Source organism: Pseudomonas sp. AF03-9, from assembly GCF_020515815.1.
Taxonomy (GTDB): Bacteria; Pseudomonadota; Gammaproteobacteria; order Pseudomonadales; family Pseudomonadaceae; genus Aquipseudomonas.
Genome location: NZ_JAHPJF010000006.1, coordinates 45,329 through 68,807, shown reverse-complemented (window position 1 = coordinate 68,807; position 23,479 = coordinate 45,329). Strand labels below are relative to the sequence as shown.

General features: G+C 57.8%; 22 protein-coding genes and 2 tRNA genes. 21 read left to right on the top strand and 3 right to left on the bottom strand.

The features are described 5' to 3' along the window. Positions 1 to 152: 152 nt before the first annotated feature. Positions 153 to 587 (top strand): type II toxin-antitoxin system RatA family toxin, encoded by a 435-nt coding sequence (locus LIY36_RS11365; protein ID WP_226455850.1) that lies wholly within the window; start codon positions 153 to 155, stop codon positions 585 to 587. After that, on the top strand, positions 580 to 882 hold the full coding sequence (locus LIY36_RS11360) for an RnfH family protein (RefSeq protein ID WP_226455735.1): 303 nt from the start codon (positions 580 to 582) through the stop codon (positions 880 to 882). Before LIY36_RS11365 ends, LIY36_RS11360 begins: the two co-directional genes overlap by 8 nt. A 61-nt stretch (positions 883 to 943) precedes the next feature. Here LIY36_RS11360 and LIY36_RS11355 read toward each other — a convergent pair whose 3' ends face one another. Beyond that, positions 944 to 1,471 carry an outer membrane protein assembly factor BamE gene (locus LIY36_RS11355; protein ID WP_192298931.1) on the bottom strand — a complete coding sequence of 176 codons (528 nt, stop codon included), beginning with the start codon at positions 1,469 to 1,471 and terminating at the stop codon, positions 944 to 946. Between the two features lie 98 nt (positions 1,472 to 1,569). On the opposite strand from LIY36_RS11355, the gene fur reads away from it, so the two are divergent. Further along, positions 1,570 to 1,974 (top strand): ferric iron uptake transcriptional regulator, encoded by a 405-nt coding sequence (fur, locus tag LIY36_RS11350; protein ID WP_226455734.1) that lies wholly within the window; start codon positions 1,570 to 1,572, stop codon positions 1,972 to 1,974. An 86-nt stretch (positions 1,975 to 2,060) separates the two neighbouring features. Here the strand turns inward: fur and recN are convergent, their stop codons facing one another. Beyond that, a complete protein-coding gene (gene recN / locus LIY36_RS11345; RefSeq protein ID WP_226455733.1) occupies positions 2,061 to 3,734 on the bottom strand; it encodes a DNA repair protein RecN in 1,674 nt (557 codons plus the stop codon). Positions 3,735 to 3,987: 253 nt separating this feature from the next. Between recN and grpE the strand changes: the two genes are divergently transcribed. From grpE to LIY36_RS11305, 8 genes are all read left to right on the top strand, one after another. Continuing rightward, a complete protein-coding gene (grpE, locus tag LIY36_RS11340) occupies positions 3,988 to 4,548 on the top strand; it encodes a nucleotide exchange factor GrpE (protein WP_192298929.1) in 561 nt (186 codons plus the stop codon). Between the two features lie 102 nt (positions 4,549 to 4,650). Then, the gene (gene dnaK, locus LIY36_RS11335) at positions 4,651 to 6,567 is read left to right on the top strand and encodes a molecular chaperone DnaK (RefSeq protein ID WP_226455732.1); all 1,917 of its coding nucleotides are present in this window, start codon (positions 4,651 to 4,653) and stop codon (positions 6,565 to 6,567) included. A gap of 318 nt (positions 6,568 to 6,885) precedes the next feature. Beyond that, complete coding sequence (gene dnaJ / locus LIY36_RS11330) at positions 6,886 to 8,010, top strand: molecular chaperone DnaJ (protein ID WP_192298927.1); 1,125 nt, start codon at positions 6,886 to 6,888, stop codon at positions 8,008 to 8,010. A 9-nt stretch (positions 8,011 to 8,019) separates the two neighbouring features. Next, positions 8,020 to 8,826: a 4-hydroxy-tetrahydrodipicolinate reductase gene (gene dapB / locus LIY36_RS11325; protein ID WP_192298926.1), complete on the top strand. Its 807-nt coding sequence runs from the start codon at positions 8,020 to 8,022 to the stop codon at positions 8,824 to 8,826. Between the two features lie 259 nt (positions 8,827 to 9,085). Next, positions 9,086 to 10,222, top strand: a complete 1,137-nt coding sequence (gene carA, locus LIY36_RS11320) for a glutamine-hydrolyzing carbamoyl-phosphate synthase small subunit (protein WP_226455731.1) — start codon at positions 9,086 to 9,088, stop codon at positions 10,220 to 10,222. Positions 10,223 to 10,327: 105 nt separating this feature from the next. Next, entirely contained in the window at positions 10,328 to 13,549 is a 3,222-nt protein-coding gene (carB, locus tag LIY36_RS11315) for a carbamoyl-phosphate synthase large subunit (protein WP_192298924.1), read from the top strand. Beyond that, the gene (greA, locus tag LIY36_RS11310; RefSeq protein WP_003235048.1) at positions 13,546 to 14,022 is read left to right on the top strand and encodes a transcription elongation factor GreA; all 477 of its coding nucleotides are present in this window, start codon (positions 13,546 to 13,548) and stop codon (positions 14,020 to 14,022) included. The genes carB and greA overlap by 4 nt, the downstream gene beginning before the upstream one ends. Positions 14,023 to 14,050: 28 nt before the next feature. Further along, the gene (locus tag LIY36_RS11305) at positions 14,051 to 14,455 is read left to right on the top strand and encodes an MFS transporter (protein ID WP_192298923.1); all 405 of its coding nucleotides are present in this window, start codon (positions 14,051 to 14,053) and stop codon (positions 14,453 to 14,455) included. 9 nt (positions 14,456 to 14,464) lie between these two features. On the opposite strand, the gene LIY36_RS11300 is transcribed toward LIY36_RS11305, so the two are convergent. Continuing rightward, positions 14,465 to 14,773 (bottom strand): YhbY family RNA-binding protein, encoded by a 309-nt coding sequence (locus LIY36_RS11300; protein ID WP_017139256.1) that lies wholly within the window; start codon positions 14,771 to 14,773, stop codon positions 14,465 to 14,467. 105 nt (positions 14,774 to 14,878) lie between these two features. Here LIY36_RS11300 and rlmE point away from each other — a divergent pair, with 105 nt between their 5' ends. The 10 genes from rlmE to nusA all read left to right on the top strand — a co-directional run bounded on the left by rlmE (position 14,879) and on the right by nusA (position 23,473). Further along, positions 14,879 to 15,529 carry a 23S rRNA (uridine(2552)-2'-O)-methyltransferase RlmE gene (rlmE, locus tag LIY36_RS11295; RefSeq protein WP_192298922.1) on the top strand — a complete coding sequence of 217 codons (651 nt, stop codon included), beginning with the start codon at positions 14,879 to 14,881 and terminating at the stop codon, positions 15,527 to 15,529. Between the two features lie 200 nt (positions 15,530 to 15,729). Beyond that, on the top strand, positions 15,730 to 17,640 hold the full coding sequence (gene ftsH, locus LIY36_RS11290) for an ATP-dependent zinc metalloprotease FtsH (RefSeq protein ID WP_226455730.1): 1,911 nt from the start codon (positions 15,730 to 15,732) through the stop codon (positions 17,638 to 17,640). Positions 17,641 to 17,648: 8 nt separating this feature from the next. Continuing rightward, a complete protein-coding gene (gene folP, locus LIY36_RS11285) occupies positions 17,649 to 18,500 on the top strand; it encodes a dihydropteroate synthase (protein WP_226455729.1) in 852 nt (283 codons plus the stop codon). Positions 18,501 to 18,516: 16 nt separating this feature from the next. Then, positions 18,517 to 19,854 carry a phosphoglucosamine mutase gene (glmM, locus tag LIY36_RS11280; protein WP_192298919.1) on the top strand — a complete coding sequence of 446 codons (1,338 nt, stop codon included), beginning with the start codon at positions 18,517 to 18,519 and terminating at the stop codon, positions 19,852 to 19,854. A gap of 66 nt (positions 19,855 to 19,920) precedes the next feature. Beyond that, positions 19,921 to 20,676, top strand: coding sequence for a triose-phosphate isomerase (gene tpiA, locus LIY36_RS11275; protein ID WP_192298918.1), 756 nt, complete (start codon positions 19,921 to 19,923; stop codon positions 20,674 to 20,676). A 4-nt stretch (positions 20,677 to 20,680) separates the two neighbouring features. Then, on the top strand, positions 20,681 to 21,064 hold the full coding sequence (gene secG, locus LIY36_RS11270) for a preprotein translocase subunit SecG (RefSeq protein WP_226455728.1): 384 nt from the start codon (positions 20,681 to 20,683) through the stop codon (positions 21,062 to 21,064). Between the two features lie 22 nt (positions 21,065 to 21,086). Then, positions 21,087 to 21,172, top strand: a tRNA-Leu gene (locus LIY36_RS11265). Positions 21,173 to 21,268: 96 nt separating this feature from the next. Beyond that, positions 21,269 to 21,345: transfer RNA gene (locus LIY36_RS11260), tRNA-Met, on the top strand. A gap of 140 nt (positions 21,346 to 21,485) precedes the next feature. Then, a complete protein-coding gene (gene rimP, locus LIY36_RS11255; protein ID WP_032862957.1) occupies positions 21,486 to 21,944 on the top strand; it encodes a ribosome maturation factor RimP in 459 nt (152 codons plus the stop codon). Positions 21,945 to 21,991: 47 nt separating this feature from the next. Continuing rightward, positions 21,992 to 23,473, top strand: a complete 1,482-nt coding sequence (nusA, locus tag LIY36_RS11250; RefSeq protein ID WP_017735551.1) for a transcription termination factor NusA — start codon at positions 21,992 to 21,994, stop codon at positions 23,471 to 23,473. The last annotated feature ends 6 nt before the right edge of the window (positions 23,474 to 23,479 follow it).

Here is a 23,479-nt window from a genome sequence, read left to right as displayed (position 1 = left end):
AGGGAGTTGCGAGCGAGTCGGCTACGGTCAACCTGCGTGCTTGAGCGTGTTGGATGAATCCCGGACAATACGGGCAGTTCTTTGGTTTTTTTCTCTCGCGGATCGGGCTGTTGTTTCGCGATGTTTGCCTCAGCAGTGGAAATAACGCTCACATGACGACGCATATTCAACGTTCGGCCTTGTTGCCTTATCCGGCGCAAGCGCTCTATGACCTGGTCAACGACGTGGCGCGTTACCCGGAATTCCTGCCCTGGTGCTCAGCGGCCGAGGTGCTGGAAAGCAGTGATGAGCATATGGTTGCCAGCGTTGGTGTGGCGAAAGGGGGCATTGGCCAGCACTTTGTTACACGTAACGTGTTGGTGCCCGGGAAATCCATCGAGATGAATCTGCAGGAAGGGCCGTTCACCCAGTTACATGGCGTATGGGTATTCAAGGCGCTGACTAACAAGGCTTGCAAGATCAGCCTGGATCTTTCTTTTGATTACGCGGGGCCGCTTGTTCGCGCGACACTGGGGCCTTTGTTCAACCAGGCGGCCAATACGTTGGTGGACGCGTTCTGTCAGCGAGCCAAGCAACTGCATGGTTGAGATTGAAGTGGTGTATGCCGGCGTGGATCGCCAGGTCTTGCTGGCAGTGGCAGTGGCGCCCGGCACCAGTCTGCGGGCGGCGGTGCAGGCTTCGGGGATTGCGGCGCAATTTCCCGAGCTGAATCTGGCTGATTGTCCCTTGGGAATATTCGGCAAGGTCGTTGCGGATGCAGAGGTGCGCGCCGTACAGGCGGGTGATCGGATTGAGATCTACCGGCCCTTGCTGGCGGACCCTAAGGAGGTGCGTAGGCTGCGTGCAGCCAAGGCGGCCTTGGCCCGGCAACAGAACTCCTGAGCTTGCCAAGCGGCAGGCAACAAAAAGCCCGGCATGCCGGGCTTTTTTGAGCGCCGCACACTTACTGCGGGCTGGTGTCCAGAGGCTGTGGCGTTGGGACTGGAACAGTTTCCACGCCGTCGACGTCTTTCTGGATCTTGTCGAGCAGAGAGCCTGGTTTGGCAGGGACTTCGGACTTCGGCTTCTCGGCTTCCTGCGCAGGCGCAGTCACGTTGGTGCCGTTGTCCTTGCCGAGCAAGGCTTCATCGCGGCTTACGCCAGGCATGAAGTCACCGGACAGGCTCACAAGCTGGTCGTTGCCATTAAAAATGACGCTGACGCGTTCCTGCTGGCGCTCACCGCCACCAGGTTGGATGCTGTAGAGATAATCCCAGCGATCAGCATGGAAAGTGTCGGTCAGCAGGGGATTACCCATGATAAACCGTACTTGCCGTCGGGTCATTCCCGGGCGTAACTGGTCTATCATGTCCTGCGTGACGACATTGCCCTGCTGGATGTCGATTTTGTAAACCCCGGGGAATGAACAACCGGCGAGTGCGAGCAGTCCCACAAAGGTGAAACTGGTTAGCAAGAGCTTGGTGTTTTGCATCGGTGGGCGACTTCCACTATCTTGGCTGGGACAACGTAAACGCCGATCATACCCGTATTAAGAGAAGCTGCGAAGCAGCATCCGCGAGAAAGCTAACCATGGTTGAAAATAGCGAACTACGTAAAGCCGGTCTTAAAGTGACTCTGCCACGAGTCAAGATTCTACAAATGCTCGATTCTGCTGAGCAGCGTCACATGAGCGCCGAAGATGTCTACAAGGCGCTGATGGAGTCTAACGAGGACGTTGGCCTGGCCACGGTTTACCGTGTGCTGACCCAGTTTGAAGCCGCAGGGCTGGTGGTTCGTCATAATTTCGACGGCGGTCATGCGGTATTTGAACTGGCTGACGGTGGTCATCACGATCACATGGTTAACCTGGATACCAACGAAGTTATCGAGTTCACCAGTCCGGAAATCGAAGCGCTCCAGCACAAAATAGCTGAAGAGCATGGCTTCGATTTGATTGACCATAATCTCGTGTTGTACATCCGTAAGAAAAAGTAAAAATAGCGCAGATTTGTTCTGCGAAACGCACGAAGGCGACCCTGGGGTCGCCTTCGTGCGTTCTATATAAAGGTAAAAGCGTCAGGTCAGGCCTTCGACGCCACTACCATTTTTTTCGCGTGCGCCAAGGACTCCTTGGTCAAGTCGATGCCGCCGAGCATCCGTGCTACTTCTTCCACGCGTTCCGATTTGTTCAGCTTGGACACGGCCGTGTGCGTCGCATCGCTACCGCGGACTTTGTGCACGAACAGGTGTTGATGCCCCTGGGCCGCCACTTGCGGCAGGTGAGTGACGGTAAGTACCTGACCGCGATCTCCCAGTCGGCGTAGCAGTTGGCCCACAATTTCCGCGGTCGGCCCACCAATCCCTACGTCCACTTCATCGAATACCAGCGTTGGCACGCGAGATGTCTGTGCGGTGATGACCTGGATGGCCAGGCTGATCCGGGACAGCTCGCCGCCGGACGCTACTTTTGCCAGTGCCTTGAGCGGCTGCCCAGGGTTGGCGCTGACCAGTAGTTCTACCTGTTCAAGGCCGTGAGGTTGCAGTTCGGCGTTGGAGTTGGCGCGTAGCTCGATGGTGAAGCGTCCGCCTGGCATGCCCAGGCGCTGGATTTCCAGTTCCACTGCGCTGGCGAGGCTGGTGGCGGCCTGTTGGCGCAGGTCGCTTAGTTCGCGGGCCTTCTCTTGATAGTGGCGGGCGAAAGAGGCGAGCTCATCGCCGAGTCGCTCGATGGATTCGTCATTGGCATTCAGGGTTTCGATTTCATCCAGCAGCTTCTGCTGCATCGCTGCCACTTCGGTGGGCTGGATTCGATGTTTGCGCGCCAGGGTATAGATAGTGTCCAGGCGCTCTTCGATTTCCTGCAGTCGTGCCGGGTCGGCGTCGAAATGGTCGAGGAAGCGATTCAGCTCGCCGACGGCTTCTTCCACTTGAATCTGGGCGCTGGTCAGCAGGGTGGTGGCTTCGCAAAGGGAGCCAGAGGCGTTGTTAACGCTGGACAGGCGATTGAGGCTGGCAGTCAGTGCGTTGAGCACATTGCCGGAGTCGCTTTCGCTGCACTGCTCGACCACCTGGCGGCAAATACCCAGCAGGGTTTCGGCGTTGGTCAGGTTTTTGTGTTCCTGCTCAAGCTGTTCCAGTTCGGTCTCGCCCAGGCCCAGGCTTTCGAGTTCTTCGAGTTGGTAGCTGAGTAGCTGGTGGCGAGCACGCTGTTCGTCGCCGGAATTGGAAAGGCGTTCCAGTTCCTGGCGGGTCTGGCGCCAGCGTTGGGCGGCCAGTTGCACTTGTCGCGCAAGGTCGGTGGCGCCGGCGTACTCGTCAAGCAGGCGACGATGGGTGTCGGTTTTTAGCAGGGACTGGTGTTCGTGTTGGCTGTGGATGTCGATCAGTAACTCGCCCAGGGCTTTCAGGTCGCCAAGGGGGCAGGGCGTGCCATTGATATAGCCACGTGAGCGGCCTTCGGCGGTGATGACCCGGCGCAGGATGCATGGGCCGTCATTATTAAGGTCGCGTTCGGCCAGCCAGGCTTCAGCCTCGGGAATGTCTGCCAGGTCGAAGGTCGCGAGGATGTCGGCCTTGTCTGCGCCTGGGCGCACCACGCCGCTATCAGCGCGGTCACCGAGGGTCAGGCCCAGGGCGTCGAGCATGATCGATTTACCGGCGCCGGTTTCGCCCGTGATTACGCTCATCCCGCGATCCAGTTCGAGATCCAGGTGTTCAACGATGGCGTAGTTATGTACAGACAGGTGCACGAGCATGAGGGCGCTCCCAGGCGTTAGGTCTGGTTATTTATACAGTGTTTTGTTCTGGGCTGACAATCCTGATGCTTAGCTCGATTTGCTTGATCGGCTGTTTTTTTTAGCGCGATGAGGAATGATCGTGCAGGAACTGATCCGGAGCACGTGAACGACTTTTGGTAACGCTCTGGCCCTTGAACCTGGAAATTGTGGCCCCATATACCGGAACAGAAGCGCGAGTTGAGTTCGCGCATGATTTTGAAAGGAGAAAACTATGGCTGACGAACAGACGCAGGATACGCAAACTCCAGACGCCAATTCGGCTGTCGGTGATGAGCTGGCAACGCGTGTGCAAGTGCTCGAAGAGCAATTGGCTGCGGCGAATGATCAGGCTCTGCGTGTTGCCGCCGATCTGCAGAACGTCCGCCGCCGTGCCGAGCAGGATGTGGAGAAGGCTCACAAGTTCGCGCTGGAAAAATTCGCTGGCGACCTGCTGCCGATTATCGACAGCCTGGAACGTGGCCTTGATTTGTCCAACCCGGACGATGAAAACATCCGCCCAATGCGCGAAGGGATCGAGCTGACCCTGAAAATGTTCCAGGACACCCTGAAGCGTTATCAGTTGGAGGCGATTGATCCGCAAGGCGGCGAGCCGTTCAACGCTGAGCATCACCAGGCCATGGCCATGCAGGAAAGCCATGACCTTGAACCGAACAGCGTGTTGAAAGTGTTCCAGAAGGGTTATCTGCTCAACGGTCGCTTGTTGCGCCCGGCAATGGTGGTGGTAAGCAAGACGCCGGCACCTGTTGCACCTTCTATTGATGAGCAGGCTTGAAATCCGCCGCAAGGCCCCCATCTATAAGTCAAGCGTTTAAGTGCTACCGCAGTTAGCCACCACTGCTGCGGCAACCAAATTCAAGTTTCGGGAGAGTAAATCATGGGCAAAATTATCGGTATCGACCTGGGGACCACCAACTCGTGTGTCTCCGTTCTGGAAAACGGTAAAGCTAAAGTTATCGAAAACGCCGAAGGCGCGCGTACCACGCCGTCGATCATTGCTTACGCCAATGACGGTGAAATTCTTGTAGGTCAGTCGGCCAAGCGCCAGGCTGTCACCAACCCGCACAACACTCTGTACGCGGTAAAGCGTCTGATCGGTCGTAAGTTCGACGAAGAAGTCGTGCAGAAAGACATCAAGATGGTTCCGTACAAAATCGCCAAGGCTGACAACGGTGACGCCTGGGTTGAAGTAAACGGCAACAAGATGTCTGCACCGCAGATCTCGGCTGAAGTCTTGAAAAAGATGAAGAAAACCGCCGAAGACTACCTCGGCGAGCCAGTGACTGAAGCGGTCATCACCGTTCCGGCCTACTTCAACGACAGCCAGCGTCAGGCAACCAAAGACGCCGGCCGTATCGCGGGCCTGGACGTAAAACGTATCATCAACGAACCTACTGCGGCCGCTCTGGCTTACGGTATGGACAAGGCCAAAGGCGACCACACCGTGATCGTTTATGACCTGGGTGGTGGTACTTTCGACGTCTCCGTGATCGAGATCGCTGAAGTTGACGGCGAGCACCAGTTCGAAGTGTTGGCCACCAACGGCGACACCTTCCTGGGTGGTGAGGACTTTGACATTCGCCTGATCGACTACCTCGTCGACGAATTCAAGAAAGAAAGCGGCATGAACCTCAAGGGTGATCCGCTGGCGATGCAGCGTCTGAAAGAAGCTGCTGAAAAAGCCAAGATCGAACTGTCGTCCAGCAATGCGACCGACGTGAACCTGCCGTACATCACTGCAGACGCCACCGGTCCTAAACACTTGAACGTGAAGATTTCTCGCGCCAAGTTGGAATCGCTGGTCGAAGACCTGGTTCAGCGCACCATCGAGCCTTGCCGCATTGCATTGAAAGATGCCGGTATCGACGTTGGTTCCATCAACGACGTGATCCTGGTCGGCGGCCAGACTCGCATGCCGCTGGTACAGCAAAAAGTAACCGAGTTCTTCGGTAAAGAAGCACGTAAAGACGTTAACCCGGACGAAGCGGTTGCCATGGGTGCTGCTATCCAGGGCGCGGTATTGGCCGGCGACGTGAAAGACGTGTTGCTGCTGGATGTCAGCCCGCTGACCCTGGGTATTGAAACCATGGGTGGCGTGATGACTGCGCTGATCGAGAAAAACACCACGATTCCTACCAAGAAATCGCAAGTGTTCTCGACTGCCGATGACAACCAGGGCGCTGTGACCATTCACGTGCTGCAAGGTGAGCGTAAGCAGGCTGCGCAGAACAAGTCCCTGGGCAAGTTCGACCTGGCCGAGATTCCACCAGCACCACGTGGCGTGCCACAAATCGAAGTGACCTTCGACATCGACGCCAACGGCATCCTGCACGTTGGTGCGAAAGACAAGGCTACCGGCAAAGAGCAGAAGATCACGATCAAGGCCAACTCCGGTCTGTCTGATGAAGAAATTCAACAGATGATTCGTGATGCTGAAGCCAACGCTGACGCGGACGCCAAGTTTGCAGAGCTGGCCGCTGCCCGTAACCAGGGTGATGCATTGGTTCACTCGACGCGCAAAATGGTCGTTGATGCTGGCGACAAAGTGACTGCCGAAGAGAAGACCGCGATCGAAGCTGCCGTGGTTGCCCTGGAAGCCGCCATCAAGGGCGACGACAAGGCTGCCATCGATGCCAAGGTTGAGGAGTTGTCGAAAGTCTCCGCGCCGGTTGCTCAGAAGATGTACGCCGAACAACAGGCTCAGCCTGAGGGCGGCGCGCAACAGGCAGAGCCTGAAGCCAAGCACGACGACGTGGTTGATGCTGAGTTCGAAGAAGTCAAAGAGCAGAAGTAAGTTGCTCGTCCGGTTGACCGCTATCAAGCGGTGACTGGTAGGATGTCGCCGCGCGGGAGCTTGCTCCCGCGTTGGCGTGTCTGGGGTATGGGAATTTTTACAGCATGCGACATCGCTCGGATGCTGGCGGTGTGATCGGGAATGCTCCTGCTTTCCGAGCAGTAAATACCGCATTTTTGGCCAGGTCCCTGGCTAAAAGTAGTTATGACCAGGATCGTTGAATTGACGTGAGTTGGGTCCGGGCCTGTATTGGGGCTCAACGAGTTTGGCAAGGCTCAGGAGGGTCTGGCTGAACGTCCTACAAGAGTGCAAAGACTTATGGCAAAGCGTGACTATTACGAAGTGTTGGGTGTGGAGCGCGGCTCCAGCGATGCGGACCTGAAGAAGGCCTACCGTCGCCTGGCGATGAAGCACCACCCGGACCGTAATCCGGATAGCAAAGAATCCGAAGAGATGTTCAAAGAGGCCAACGAGGCCTACGAATGCTTGTCTGATCCCAATAAGCGTGCGGCCTACGACCAGTATGGCCATGCCGGCGTCGACCCGAGCATGGGTGGCGGTGGTGCCGGGTTTGGTGGTCAGAATTTCTCCGATATTTTCGGCGATGTGTTCAGTGATTTCTTCGGCGGTGGTCGTGGCGGTCAGCGTGGCGGGGCCCAGCGTGGCAGCGACTTGCGCTACACCCTCGAGCTGAACCTGGAAGAGGCCGTGCGCGGCACCAGCGTCAACATTCGTGTGCCGACACTGGTTAACTGCAAGCCGTGCGACGGCTCGGGTGCCAAGAAAGGCTCCTCGCCGATCACTTGCCCGACGTGCGGTGGTATTGGTCAGGTCCGCATGCAGCAGGGCTTCTTCTCGGTGCAGCAGACCTGCCCGCGTTGCCATGGCCAGGGCAAGATCATTTCCGACCCGTGCGATTCATGCCACGGCGAAGGGCGTGTCGAAGAGTACAAGACGCTGTCGGTGAAAGTGCCGGCGGGCGTGGATACTGGTGATCGCATCCGCCTGTCGGGTGAGGGCGAAGCGGGCACTCAGGGCGGGCCAACGGGCGACCTGTACGTGGTGATCAATGTGCGCGAGCACTCGATCTTCCAGCGTGATGGCAAGCACCTGTTCTGCGAAGTGCCGATCAGCTTTGTGGATGCGGCGCTGGGTGGCGAGCTGGAGATTCCGACGCTGGATGGTCGGGTCAAGCTGAAGATCCCTGAGGGGACTCAGACCGGCAAGCAGTTCCGTATCCGTGGCAAAGGCGTTGCGCCGGTGCGCGGTGGCGGTGCTGGCGACCTGATGTGCCGTGTGGCGGTTGAAACGCCGGTCAATCTGAATCGTCGTCAGCGCGAGTTGCTTGAAGAGTTCCGCAGTTCGCTGGAAGGTGATGACTCCCATTCGCCGAAAACCACAGGCTTTTTCGATGGCGTGAAGCGCTTCTTCGGCGACCTGTAAGGAATGAATATGCGACGTATAGCCGTAATGGGCGCTGCCGGGCGCATGGGCAAGACGCTGATCGAGGCGGTGCAGCAGCGCTCGCCGGTTTCCGGGCTGACGGCGGCGATCGTTCGCCCCGGCAGCACGTTGATCGGTGCGGACGCCGGTGAGTTGGCCTCGTTGGGTCGGATCGGCGTTTCGCTGTCGGGCAGCCTGGAGCAGGTGGCGGATGAATTTGACGTCCTGATCGACTTCACCCTGCCGGACGTGATGCTGAAGAACCTGGCGTTCTGCCGCAAGGCGGGCAAGGCCATGGTCATCGGTACTACGGGCTTGAGTGCTGAACAGAAGCAGGTGCTGGTGGAGGCGGGCAAGGAGATTCCTGTCGTGTTCGCGGCCAATTTCAGTGTCGGCGTGAATCTGTCGCTCAAGTTGCTGGATCTGGCGGCGCGGGTGCTGGGAGATGAGGCGGACATCGAGATTATCGAAACCCATCACCGTCACAAGATCGATGCGCCCTCGGGCACTGCGCTGCGCATGGGTGAGGCAATTGCCGATGCGTTGGGTCGTGATCTGTCGAAGGTTGCGGTGTACGGTCGTGAAGGCCATACCGGGGCGCGTGCGCGTGACACCATCGGCTTTGCGACCGTGCGCGGTGGCGATGTGGTCGGTGATCACACGGTGCTGTTCGCCACCGAAGGCGAGCGTCTGGAGATTACGCACAAGGCATCCAGCCGCATGACCTTTGCCAAGGGTGCGGTGCGTGCTGCGCTCTGGTTGGACGGCCGTGAGCCGGGTCTGTATGACATGCGTGATGTGCTGGATCTGCACTAATCAGTAGCTAAAACGGGGTGTCAGGATTATCCTGAGGCCCCGTTTTTACCCGCTAAGCGACGTCCTGTCGCATTCCCCTGCCTTTTAGGCTCATTAGCGGTGGACCCAAAAAGCCTTTTTCTGTAAGCTACAGCTTTAGTGTGTCCACTAAAAGCGCGCAGATTAATTCAGTGAAGAAGCGGGGTGACGTGTCCATACGTCACTCCGCTTTTTTACAACCTGCGATCGCCCTTTCAGGCTTTATTTACGGGAGGTCTTCTTGACTAAGCCAGCCATACTCGCCCTTGCTGATGGCAGCATTTTTCGCGGCGAAGCCATTGGAGCCGACGGTCAGACCGTTGGAGAGGTGGTGTTTAACACCGCCATGACCGGCTATCAGGAAATCCTTACCGATCCTTCCTACGCCCAACAGATCGTTACCCTGACCTATCCACACATCGGCAACACCGGTACTACACCGGAAGACGTCGAGTCTGATCGTGTCTGGTCGGCTGGTCTGGTGATTCGTGACCTGCCACTGGTTGCGAGCAACTGGCGTAACACGATGTCGCTGTCCGATTACCTGAAAGCCAACAATGTTGTGGCGATCGCCGGTATCGATACGCGCCGCCTGACACGCATCCTGCGTGAAAAAGGCTCGCAGAACGGCTGCATCATGGTCGGTGACAATATTTCCGAAGCTGCTGCAATTGCTGCTGCGCAGGGTTTCCCTGGCCTGAAAGGCATGGACCTGGCAAAAGTGGTCAGCACCAAGGAATCGTATGAGTGGCGCTCCACTGTCTGGGAATTGAAGACCGACAGTCACGCGACCATCGAGGCCGCCGAGCTGCCTTACCACGTTGTGGCCTACGACTACGGCGTCAAGTACAACATCCTGCGCATGCTGGTCGAGCGCGGCTGCCGCGTGACCGTGGTGCCGGCGCAAACCCCGGCCAGCGATGTCCTGGCCCTGCAACCGGACGGCGTGTTCCTGTCCAACGGCCCGGGCGACCCTGAGCCGTGCGACTACGCCATCCAGGCGATCAAGGACGTGCTGGAAACCGAGATCCCGATGTTCGGCATCTGCCTCGGTCACCAACTGCTGGCCCTGGCCTCCGGCGCCAAGACCCTGAAAATGGGTCACGGCCACCACGGCGCCAACCACCCTGTGCAGGACTTGGACACTGGCGTCGTCATGATCACCAGCCAGAACCACGGTTTTGCGGTGGATGAAGCGACTTTGCCGGGCAATGTCCGCGCCATTCACAAGTCGCTGTTCGACGGCTCCCTGCAAGGCATCGAGCGCACCGACAAGAGCGCGTTCAGCTTCCAGGGCCACCCGGAAGCGAGCCCTGGCCCGAACGACGTAGCGCCGCTGTTCGACCGTTTCATCAATGAGATGGCCAAGCGACGCTGACTGAGCGGCCTGCGGGCGGCCCCGTACCTCGGTGGCCCCCGCAGGCTCTTCAAAGATTGTTCAAGACGGCTTGCCGACTGACCTGCGGATTTGAGTGACAAACCCATGCCAAAACGTACAGACATAAAAAGCATCCTGATTCTTGGCGCTGGCCCGATCGTTATCGGCCAGGCCTGCGAATTCGACTACTCCGGCGCCCAGGCCTGCAAAGCCCTGCGCGAAGAGGGCTACCGCGTCATCCTGGTGAACTCCAACCCGGCCACCATCATGACCGACCCGGACATGGCCGACGCCACCTACATCGAGCCGATCAAGTGGCAAACCGTTGCCAAGATCATCGAGAAAGAGCGTCCGGACGCACTGTTGCCAACCATGGGTGGCCAGACTGCCCTGAACTGCGCCCTGGACCTGGAGCGCGAAGGCGTCCTGGAAAAGTTCGGCGTAGAGATGATCGGTGCCAACGCCGACACCATCGACAAGGCTGAAGACCGTTCGCGTTTCGACAAGGCGATGAAATCCATCGGCCTGGCGTGCCCGCGTTCCGGTATCGCCCACAGCATGGAAGAGGCCAACGCGGTCCTCGAGACCCTGGGCTTCCCGTGCATCATCCGTCCGTCCTTCACCATGGGCGGCACGGGTGGCGGTATCGCTTACAACCGTGAAGAATTCGAAGAAATCTGCGCCCGCGGCCTGGACCTGTCGCCGACCAAAGAGCTGCTGATCGACGAATCCCTGATCGGTTGGAAAGAATATGAGATGGAGGTTGTCCGCGATAAGAAGGACAACTGCATCATCGTCTGCTCCATCGAAAACTTTGACCCGATGGGCGTGCACACCGGTGACTCGATCACCGTGGCTCCAGCGCAGACCCTGACCGACAAGGAATACCAGATCCTGCGTAACGCCTCCCTGGCGGTACTGCGCGAGATCGGCGTGGAAACCGGCGGTTCCAACGTTCAGTTCGGCATCTGCCCGAACACCGGCCGCATGGTCGTGATCGAAATGAACCCGCGTGTATCCCGCTCTTCGGCTCTGGCCTCGAAAGCCACCGGCTTCCCGATTGCCAAGGTCGCGGCCAAGCTGGCGGTGGGTTACACCCTGGATGAGCTGTCGAACGACATCACCGGTGGCAAGACTCCGGCGTCCTTCGAGCCGTCCATCGACTACGTCGTGACCAAGCTGCCACGTTTCGCCTTCGAGAAGTTCGCCAAGGCTGACGCGCGCCTGACCACCCAGATGAAATCCGTGGGTGAAGTCATGGCCATCGGCCGTACGTTCCAAGAATCCTTGCAGAAAGCCCTGCGCGGCCTGGAAGTGGGCGTTTGTGGCCTGGACGAGAAGCTCGACCTGAGCAATCCGGAAAGCATGAGCGTGCTCAAGCGCGAGCTGACCGTGCCGGGCGCCGAGCGTATCTGGTACGTGGCTGATGCCTTCCGTGCCGGCCTGTCCGTCGAAGACATCTTCGGCATGAACATGATCGACCCGTGGTTCCTGGTGCAGATCGAAGATCTGATCAAGGAAGAAGAGAAGGTCAAGACCCTGGGTCTGGCCAGCATCGACCGCGACATGATGTTCCGCCTCAAGCGCAAAGGTTTCTCCGACCAGCGTCTGGCCAAGCTGCTGGGCGTGACCGAGAAAAACCTGCGGACCCATCGCCACAAGCTGGAGATCTTCCCGGTCTACAAGCGCGTTGACACCTGCGCTGCCGAGTTCTCCACCGATACCGCGTACCTGTACTCCACCTACGAGGAGGAGTGCGAAGCGGCGCCGTCGGGTCGCGACAAGATCATGATCCTGGGCGGCGGTCCAAACCGTATCGGCCAAGGTATCGAGTTCGACTACTGCTGCGTACACGCCGCTCTGGCCCTGCGCGCAGACGGGTACGAGACCATCATGGTCAACTGCAACCCGGAAACTGTGTCCACCGACTACGACACTTCTGATCGCCTGTACTTCGAACCAGTGACCCTGGAAGACGTACTGGAAATCGTACGCGTCGAGAAGCCCAAAGGCGTGATCGTCCAGTACGGCGGCCAAACCCCGCTGAAACTGGCTCGCGCCCTTGAAGCTGCTGGCGTGCCGATCATCGGTACCAGCCCTGACGCCATCGACCGTGCCGAAGACCGTGAGCGCTTCCAGCAAATGGTTGAGCGCCTGAACCTGCGTCAGCCGCCAAACGCCACTGTGCGCAGCGAAGACGAGGCCATCCGTGCAGCCAGCAAGATCGGCTACCCGCTGGTGGTGCGTCCGTCCTACGTGTTGGGCGGTCGGGCGATGGAAATCGTCTACGAAGAAGAAGAGCTCAAGCGTTACCTGCGTGACGCCGTGAAAGTGTCCAATGACAGCCCGGTGCTGCTGGACCACTTCCTCAATTGCGCCATCGAAATGGACGTGGACGCTGTCTGCGACGGCACCGACGTGGTGATCGGCGCGATCATGCAGCACATCGAACAGGCTGGCGTTCACTCCGGTGACTCCGCGTGCTCGCTGCCGCCGTACTCGCTGCCGGTGCACATCCAGGACGAGATGCGCGAACAGGTCAAGAAAATGGCCCTGGAGCTGGGTGTGGTCGGCCTGATGAACGTACAGTTGGCGCTGCAAGGCGAAGACATCTACGTTATTGAAGTCAACCCGCGCGCTTCGCGTACCGTGCCGTTTGTTTCCAAATGCATCGGTGTTTCCCTGGCCATGATCGCTGCCCGTGTGATGGCTGGTAAGACCCTGAAGGAAATCGGCTTCACCAAGGAAATCATCCCGAACTTCTACAGCGTGAAAGAGGCGGTGTTCCCATTCGCCAAATTCCCTGGTGTGGACCCGATCCTGGGCCCTGAAATGAAGTCCACTGGTGAAGTGATGGGCGTGGGCGATACCTTCGGTGAAGCATTCGCCAAGGCCCAGATGGGCGCCAGCGAAGTGCTGCCGACCGGCGGTACTGCGTTCATCAGCGTGCGTGATGACGACAAGCCACTGGTTGCAGGCGTTGCCCGTGATCTGATCAACTTGGGCTTCGAAGTCGTGGCCACTGCCGGGACCGCCAAGCTGATCGAGGCTGCCGGTCTGAAAGTGCGTCGCGTGAACAAGGTGACGGAAGGCCGTCCGCACGTGGTCGACATGATCAAGAACGACGAAGTCACCTTGATCATCAACACCACTGAAGGTCGCCAGTCGATCGCGGATTCCTACTCCATTCGTCGTAACGCCTTGCAGCACAAGATCTACTGCACCACCACCATTGCTGCTGGCGAAGCTATCTGCGAAGCGCTCAAGTTCGGTCCGGAAAAGACCGTGCGTCGCTTGCAGGATCTACACGCAGGATTGAAGGCATGACCAAATACCCAATGACCGTCCAGGGCTTCAAGGCCCTGGAAGAGGAACACGCCCATCTGACCAAGGTCGTCCGTCCAAAGCTGAGCCAGGACATCGGTACGGCCCGCGAGCTGGGTGACTTGAAGGAAAACGCTGAATACCACGCTGCTCGCGAGCAGCAGGGTATGGTTGAGGCGCGGATCCGTGACATCGAAGGCCGCCTGCAGAACTCGGTGGTGATCGACGTGACGACCATTCCGAAGACCGGCAAGGTGATTTTCGGCACGACCGTGGAAATCGCCAATGTCGAGACTGACGAAAGTGTGGTCTACCACATCGTTGGCGAGGACGAAGCTGACTTCAAGCTCGGCAAGATCTCCGTCGGTTCACCGCTGGCCCGCGCCTTGATTGCCAAGGAAGAGGGGGATGTGGTGGCCGTCAAGACGCCGGGTGGCGTGATCGAGTACGAGATTGTTGAAGTTCGTCACGTCTGAAAGGCGGCGCCCGCTCCGTGCGGGCGCCATGCTTTGGCAGCTCTCCCAGATGCTTTGGGTGGGTGGCCTGTGGTTGTTGCACATTGGTGTTTTACCGGCGCTGGGCCTGATAGGCCTGGCACCGTTGCTGATCGATGAGATCGACGGATTACTGAGTGCGCTGTTGGTGGGTTTTGCGGCGGCGTGCGTGACACTCCAGGCGTTGGTGCTGGTCAAGGCCGAAGGCTGGGGGAGTTTGTGGCGGGATATTCGCGGCCAACTGCTGTTGATGGCGCTGTATGCGTGTGCAATGTTTTGCATCGTGCATGTGTGGCTGCCGGAAGCGTTGCGCTGGCAGTTGTTCAGCTATCTTGTGCTAGGGTTCTCTGGCTTGGTCCTGGTTGTGCAACCTGCACCGGGATGGAGCGGCAGGGCGCGCGAAGCACGCCCGTGACCCTTTGAATCATTTGAAGCGATGAACGTTCGACAGCTGTTTGTTGACGCTGAAGTTCTTGCGATACAGCAGCGCCATCTTGCCGATGACCTGAACCAGGTCGGCCTTGCCCACCTTGCACAGTTCTGCAATGGCGGCCAGGCGCGCTTCGCGGTCAAGGATGTTGACCTTGATCTTGATCAGTTCGTGATCGCCCAATGCGCGTTCAAGTTCGGCTAACACACCTTCAGTCAAACCGTTGTCTGCCACAATCAGAACTGGTTTCAGATGGTGGCCAATGGATTTGTACTGTTTCTTCTGCTCTTGAGTGAGCGGCATAATCTGACCCCTGCGTCTGATCTTGTAAAAAGCGGCGGCCAGTTTACCCGAGCGAGTCCGGGACCGCCCAGTTAATCACAACCCGTTTTATTTTCGAGGTGGCCCGTGGCCCGTTCCAAAACTAGCCTCAAGTGGCTGCAAGAGCATTTCAACGATCCTTACGTCAAAAAGGCGCAAAAGGACGGCTATCGTTCCCGTGCCAGCTACAAGCTGCTGGAGATCCAGGACAAGGACAAGCTGATCCGTCCAGGCATGAGCGTTATCGATCTTGGTGCAGCCCCTGGTGGCTGGTCCCAGGTGACCAGTCGTCTGATTGGTGGGCAAGGTCGCCTTATCGCTTCCGACATCCTCGAGATGGACAGCATCCCGGACGTGACCTTTGTTCATGGTGACTTTACCCAGGACACGGTGCTCGCCCAAATCCTTGAGGCTGTGGGAAATTCGCAGGTAGACCTTGTGATTTCCGACATGGCCCCCAATATGAGTGGATTACCGGCCGTCGATATGCCGCGTGCAATGTTCCTTTGCGAGCTGGCACTGGATTTGGCGGGTCGGGTATTGCGTCCCGGTGGCGATTTCCTGGTGAAGGTCTTCCAGGGTGAAGGTTTCGACGAGTACCACAAGAACATACGCAAGTTGTTCGATAAGGTGCAGACGCGTAAGCCAGACTCTTCCCGGGACCGGTCCAGAGAGCAATACCTGCTGTGCCGTGGCTTCCGTGGCGTCGAAGGTGCGACGAGTGAAGAGCGTTTTTGAGAAAGGCGAGGAGGGCGATAGGTTTTTTTATGTCGCTTTCGTCACGAAGCTTTACGAATATTGTGTAGTCAAAGTTTCACAAAGGGTTACAGACGGCGCCTGCCAGAGTTGTAGGTAATGTAGTAAGTTAGGCCGGTGAATATCATGCGAAGCGCGCGCCAGTAGCGGAGCTTGCTTCAGAGGGTAGTTAATTGAACGATATGGCAAAGAATCTGATCCTGTGGTTGATCATCGCGGCTGTCCTTGTGACGGTGATGAACAACTTCTCCAGCCCTAACGAGCCGCAGACCCTCAACTACTCCGACTTCATCCAGCAAGTCAAGGATGGCAAGGTCGAGCGTGTAGCGATTGATGGCTTTGTGATCAACGGCAAGCGCAACGACGGCGATAGCTTCAAGACCATTCGTCCGAACATTCCGGACAACGGCCTGATCGGCGATCTGGTGGACAACCACGTCGTGGTTGAAGGCAAGCAGCCTGAGCAGCAGAGCATCTGGACCCAGCTCCTGGTCGCCAGCTTCCCGATCCTGGTGATTATTGCCGTGTTCATGTTCTTCATGCGCCAGATGCAAGGTGGTGCGGGAGGCAAGGGCGGGCCGATGAGCTTTGGCAAGAGCAAGGCGCGCCTGCTTTCCGAAGATCAGGTGAAGACCACCCTGGCTGATGTTGCCGGTTGCGATGAAGCCAAGGAAGAAGTCGGTGAGTTGGTCGAGTTCCTGCGCGATCCGGGCAAGTTCCAGCGCCTGGGTGGTCGCATTCCACGTGGTGTGCTGATGGTAGGCCCGCCAGGTACGGGTAAAACCTTGCTGGCCAAGGCGATTGCCGGCGAAGCGAAAGTGCCGTTCTTCACCATTTCCGGTTCTGACTTCGTCGAGATGTTTGTCGGTGTCGGCGCCAGCCGTGTTCGCGATATGTTCGAGCAGGCCAAGAAGCACGCACCCTGCATTATCTTCATTGATGAAATCGACGCCGTTGGTCGCCATCGTGGCGCCGGCATGGGCGGCGGTCATGATGAGCGTGAGCAGACCCTCAACCAACTGCTGGTTGAAATGGACGGCTTTGAAATGAATGACGGCATCATTGTCATCGCTGCTACCAACCGTCCGGATGTATTGGACCCTGCGTTGCTGCGTCCGGGCCGTTTCGACCGCCAGGTCGTGGTCGGCTTGCCGGACATCCGTGGTCGTGAGCAGATTCTCAAAGTGCATATGCGCAAAGTGCCGATGGGCGACGACGTGGCTCCGGCCGTGATTGCCCGTGGTACTCCTGGCTTCTCCGGTGCTGACCTGGCCAACCTGGTTAACGAGGCTTCGCTGTTTGCGGCCCGTACCGGCAAGCGCATCGTCGAAATGAAAGAGTTCGAACTGGCGAAAGACAAGATCATGATGGGTGCCGAGCGCAAATCCATGGTCATGTCCGAGAAAGAAAAGCAGAACACTGCTTATCACGAAGCCGGTCACGCCATTGTTGGTCGCGTTGTGCCAGAGCATGACCCGGTCTACAAGGTATCGATCATTCCTCGCGGTCGGGCGCTGGGTGTCACCATGTTCCTGCCGGAAGAAGATCGCTACAGCCTTTCCAAGCGTGCGCTGATCAGCCAGATCTGTTCGCTGTACGGCGGCCGTATCGCGGAAGAAATGACCCTGGGCTTTGACGGTGTGACCACCGGCGCGTCCAACGACATCATGCGTGCCAGCCAGATTGCGCGAAACATGGTGACCAAGTGGGGCTTGTCGGAAAAACTCGGTCCTTTGATGTATGCCGAGGAAGAAGGTGAGGTGTTCCTGGGTCGTGGCGGCGGCGGTCAAAGCGCCAGCTTCTCCGGTGAGACAGCCAAGCTGATCGACTCCGAAGTGCGCAGCATCATCGACCAGTGCTACGGCACGGCCAAGCAGATCCTGACCGATAACCGCGACAAGCTCGACGCGATGGCTGACGCGCTGATGAAGTACGAAACCATTGATGCCGACCAGATCGACGACATCATGGCTGGCCGCACCCCGCGTGAGCCTCGCGATTGGGAAGGTGGTTCGGGTACTTCGGGTACGCCGCCAGTGGTCCAGAATGAACGCCCTGAAACCCCGATCGGCGGCCCTGCGGCTGACCATTAAGGTTTGAAATGACTTCTGTGCTGTCCTCCACCCGGTTGCCTTGCGGCAATCGGGTTCTTGATTTGGCCCATACGCATGTCATGGGCATTCTTAATGTCACTCCTGATTCCTTCTCTGATGGTGGTCGCTTCAGCCAGCTTGATGCTGCGTTGCGCCACGCCGAGGCGATGGTGTTGGCTGGTGCGACCTTGATCGATGTGGGAGGGGAGTCCACCCGTCCCGGTGCTCGTGTGGTTTCTCCCTTGGAGGAGCTGGAGCGGGTTGCGCCGATTGTCGAGCGCATCGCCCAGGAGCTGGATGTCATTATCTCGGTTGATACCTCGACCCCGGCGGTGATGCGCGAAACCGCGCGGCTGGGGGCTGGGCTTATCAATGACGTGCGTTCCTTGCGGCGTGACGGTGCCCTGGATGCGGCAGCAGCTACCGGTCTGCCGGTGTGCCTGATGCACATGCTGGGGGAGCCTGGAAATATGCAGGACAATCCGCACTACGACGATCTCGTTGGTGAGGTGAGCAGTTTCCTGGCTGAGCGGATCGCTCAGTGCGCTGGAGTAGGCATCGCTCCCGAGAAGATCATCCTTGATCCTGGGTTTGGCTTCGCCAAGACCCTGCAACATAATTTGAGTCTGTTTAAACACATGGAGTCCCTCCATGCGCTTGGTCGTCCCTTGTTGGTTGGGGTTTCGCGCAAGAGCATGATAGGGCTGGCATTGAATCGTCCAGTGGGTGAGCGGTTGTATGGTGGCCTGGCGCTTGCGGCGCTTGCCGTGACCAAGGGCGCACGCATCTTGCGTGTACATGATGTCGCCGAGACGGTCGATGTGGTGCGCATGATTGCCGCTGTAGAATCCGCCGAATAAGAATGATGGAGCACTTATGACTAAAAAATACTTTGGCACCGACGGTATCCGTGGTCGGGTCGGCGAGTTTCCGATTACTCCTGACTTCATGCTCAAGCTGGGTTGGGCGGCAGGCATGGCGTTCCGCAGCATGGGCGCGTGCCGCATCCTGGTGGGCAAGGACACCCGCATTTCGGGTTATATGTTTGAGTCTGCGCTCGAGGCGGGTTTGTCTGCTGCCGGTGCTGATGTGATGTTGCTGGGGCCGATGCCGACGCCGGCGATCGCCTACCTGACGCGTACCTTCCACGCTGAAGCCGGTATTGTGATCAGCGCTTCGCACAATCCCCACGATGACAATGGCATCAAGTTCTTTTCCGGTCAGGGCACCAAGTTGCCTGACGAAATCGAGCTGATGATCGAAGAATTGCTCGACGCACCGATGACTGTGGTCGAGTCCAGTAAGCTGGGCAAGGTGTCGCGCATCAATGATGCCTCTGGGCGTTACATCGAGTTTTGCAAAAGCAGTGTTCCTACCAGTACCAATTTTGCCGGGCTGAAAATTGTTGTCGATTGCGCACACGGTGCGACCTACAAGGTTGCCCCGAGCGTGTTCAAGGAGTTGGGTGCCGAAGTAACGGTGCTGTCGGCGCAGCCTGATGGTTTGAATATCAACGAGAACTGTGGCTCCACGCACATGGAGCAGTTGCAGGCAGCCGTGCTGGCCAAGCATGCTGACTTGGGTATTGCCTTTGATGGCGATGGCGATCGCGTGCTGATGGTGGATCACACGGGCGCGGTGGTCGATGGCGATGACCTGCTGTTCATCATTGCTCGCGACTTGCATGAGCGTAACAAGCTGCAGGGCGGCGTCGTTGGTACGTTGATGAGTAATCTGGGATTGGAGTTGGCCCTGGCTGACCTGGGGATTCCCTTTGTTCGTGCCAATGTCGGTGACCGTTACGTAATCGCCGAGCTGCTGGAGCGTAACTGGCAAGTGGGTGGCGAGAACTCCGGGCATGTTGTCTGCTTCCAGCACACCACTACTGGCGACGCAATTATCGCGGCGCTCCAGGTATTGCTGTCTTTGCGTCGTCGTGAAGAGAGTCTTGCTCAGGCGCGTCAGGCGCTGCGCAAGTGCCCGCAAGTGCTCCTCAATGTGCGCTTTGCAGGGGGTGAAAACCCAATCGAGCACCCGGCTGTCAAAGATGCCTGTGAGCGTGTGACGCTGGCAATGGCGGGGCGTGGGCGGGTGTTGCTGCGCAAGTCCGGCACAGAGCCTTTGGTGCGCGTCATGGTCGAAGGTGACGATGAAACGCAGGTTCGCGAGCATGCAGAAAGCCTGGCAAAACTGGTAAGTGAAGTTTGCGCCTGAATTCGGCTTGCCAGTGGTGATGTGGTTGGGTAACATCTGCGCCCACTTTGACCGACGGGGTACAGCATGCGTCGCACTATGGTAGCTGGTAACTGGAAGATGCACGGTACCCGCGCCAGTGTCGCTGAGCTGATCAACGGCCTTCGTCACCTGGCCTTGCCTAGCGGCGTTGATGTGGCGGTTTTCCCGCCTCTCTTGCATATCACCCAAGTGGTTGATGGCTTGAAAGGCAAGTCGATTCAGGTCGGCGCGCAGAATTCTGCGGTGGAAGCCATGCAAGGTGCGTTGACCGGTGAGATTGCACCGAGTCAGTTGGTTGATGCGGGTTGTTCCTATGTGCTGGTTGGGCACTCCGAGCGTCGCCAGATGATGGGCGAGCGGGATGGGACACTCAATCGCAAGTTCGCAGCGGCACAGGCTTGTGGCTTGATTCCAGTGTTGTGCATAGGGGAAACCCTTGAGCAGCGCGAATCGGGCAAGACTCTTGAAGTTGTCTCGCGTCAGCTAGGCAGCATCATCGAGGAGCTGGGTGTCGGTGCGTTTGCAAAGGCAGTAATCGCTTACGAGCCGGTCTGGGCCATTGGTACCGGGCTGACTGCAACGCCGCAACAGGCGCAGGATGTGCACGCAGCCATCCGCGCGCAGTTGGCGGCAGAGAATTCTGAAGTCGCACAAGGTGTGCGTCTTCTATACGGCGGCAGCGTGAAGGCGGCCAATGCGGTCGAACTGTTCGGCATGCCGGATATCGATGGGGGGCTCATTGGTGGAGCTTCCCTGAATGCAGATGAGTTCGGTGCGATCTGTCGCGCCGCGGGAAACTGAAAAAATGCTGGAAACAGTCGTAGTCGTTTTTCATCTGTTGGCCGCACTGGGCGTAGTTGCCCTGGTTTTGCTGCAACAGGGTAAAGGTGCGGATGCTGGTGCGTCTTTCGGTGCAGGTGCTTCAAATACTGTGTTCGGAAGCCAAGGTTCCTCTACCTTTCTTAGTAAGTTTACTGCTATACTTGCCGCCGGTTTCTTCATAACCAGCTTGGGGTTAGGTTACTTTGCTAAAGAGAAGGCTCATGTGCTGACTCAGGTAGGTCTCCCAAACCCAGCAGTGTTGGAAGTTCCAAAAGCAAAACCGGCTTCTGATGATGTCCCGGTGCTTCAAGAGCAAAAGTCGGCTACTCCAGCGACTGACGTGCCTCCAGCTCGAGAGCAAAAGTAAGAAGGGTTGTAAACGCTGTATTGCCGAGGTGGTGGAATTGGTAGACACGCAACCTTGAGGTGGTTGTGCCCATAGGGTGTAGGGGTTCGAGTCCCCTTCTCGGTACCAATTATCAGGAGAGCCCGCTGTTGCGGGCTTTCTTGTAGGTGGAAGGTTACATTGACCCTGCAAGGGATCGGTCGTATACTTCCGCCCCAGCTTTGTCGCGGGGTGGAGCAGTCTGGTAGCTCGTCGGGCTCATAACCCGAAGGTCGTCGGTTCAAATCCGGCCCCCGCAACCAGTTTTAGCGGAGCCCCTTTTAAGGGGCTTTTTGTTAGCTGGACACTTTCAACGCCGCTGTTCGACGGCGTTTCAAGGATGGGCGTTTCGCCCATTTTTTTATTTTGCACAGCATGCACATACATGCACGAGGGGGTTCAGGTGTCGAGCAAGCTAGAAGAGTTGCAGGCCTTGCTGGCCCCGGTGGTCGTGGCCCTAGGCTATGAATGCTGGGGTATTGAGTTTTCGGCTCAAGGTCGCCACTCAATGTTGCGCGTTTATATCGATAAAGAGGGCGGTGTGCTGGTGGACGATTGCGCCATTGTCAGCCGTCAGATCAGCGGTGTCCTGGATGTTGAAGATCCAATCGCCGTTGAATACACCCTCGAAGTTTCCTCGCCAGGCATGGAACGCCCACTGTTCACTATCGAGCAGTTTGCTAAATATGTCGGTGAACAAGTGAAGATCAAGCTGCGATCCCCGTTCGAAGGGCGACGCAATTTTCAGGGCCTTCTGCGCGGTGTAGAAGAACAGGATGTCGTGGTGCAGGTAGAAGACCATGAGTTCCTGTTGCCGATCGATATGATCGACAAGGCCAACATTATTCCCAGTTTTGACTGAGACGCGGATCCCGCGGATCCAATGGCTTGCGAAAGGCGAGGCGTACGATGAGCAAAGAAGTACTGCTGGTTGTTGAGTCGGTATCCAACGAAAAGGGTGTACCGGCAAGCGTGATTTTTGAAGCGTTGGAGCTGGCCCTGGCCACTGCTACCAAAAAGCGCTTTGAAGACGAAGTTGATCTGCGTGTGGAAATCAACCGCCACACCGGTGCCTACGAGACTTTCCGTCGCTGGACGGTGGTCGAAGAGGACGATCTTGATGATCCGGCCATCGAAACCTGGCCGAGCAAGGTTGCGCAAACGCATCCTGGCGCCAAGGTCGGTGATGTCGTTGAAGAGAAAATCGAATCCATCGAGTTCGGCCGTATTGCTGCACAGACTGCCAAGCAGGTCATTGTGCAGAAAGTCCGCGAAGCCGAGCGCGCTCAAGTCGTTGACGCTTATCGCGAGCGCCTGGGTGAAATCATCTCCGGCACCGTGAAAAAAGTCACCCGCGACAATGTGATCGTCGACCTGGGCAACAACGCAGAAGCGTTGCTGGCTCGCGAAGACATCATTTCTCGCGAAACCTTCCGTGTCGGCGTGCGTCTGCGTGCGCTGCTCAAGGAAATCCGCACCGAGAACCGCGGTCCTCAGCTGATCCTGTCGCGTACCGCGCCGGAAATGCTGATTGAACTGTTCCGCATCGAAGTGCCGGAAATCGCCGAAGGCCTGATCGAAGTCATGGCTGCGTCCCGCGACCCGGGTTCGCGCGCCAAGATCGCGGTCCGCTCCAAGGACAAACGCATCGACCCGCAAGGCGCTTGCATTGGTATGCGCGGTTCGCGCGTCCAGGCAGTGTCGGGCGAATTGGGCGGTGAGCGTGTGGACATCGTCCTGTGGGACGATAACCCGGCGCAGTTCGTGATCAACGCCATGTCGCCAGCTGAAGTGGCGGCAATTATCGTTGACGAAGATGCCCATGCAATGGACATCGCCGTTGGCGCAGACAATCTGGCTCAGGCCATTGGTCGTGGTGGTCAGAACGTGCGTCTGGCCAGCCAACTGACCGGCTGGACCCTGAACGTGATGACCGAATCGGACATCCAGGCTAAGCAGCAAGCTGAAACCGGTGACATCCTGCGCAACTTCATCGACGAGCTGGAAGTCGACGAAGACCTGGCGCAGGTGCTGGTAGATGAAGGCTTCACCAGCCTGGAAGAGATTGCCTACGTACCGTTGGAAGAAATGCTCAACATCGACGGCTTTGACGAAGATACCGTCAACGAGCTTCGCGCTCGGGCCAAGGATCGTTTGTTGACTAAAGCCATCGCTACTGAGGAAAAGCTGGCAGACGCCCATCCGGCCGAAGACCTGCTCTCGCTTGAGGGTATGGACAAGGATTTGGCGATGGAACTGGCGGTGCGCGGCGTAATTACCCGCGAAGACCTGGCCGAGCAGTCTATTGACGACCTGCTCGACATCGACGGCATTGACGATGATCGTGCCGGCAAGTTGATCATGGCCGCCCGAGCCCATTGGTTCGAGTAATTAGGC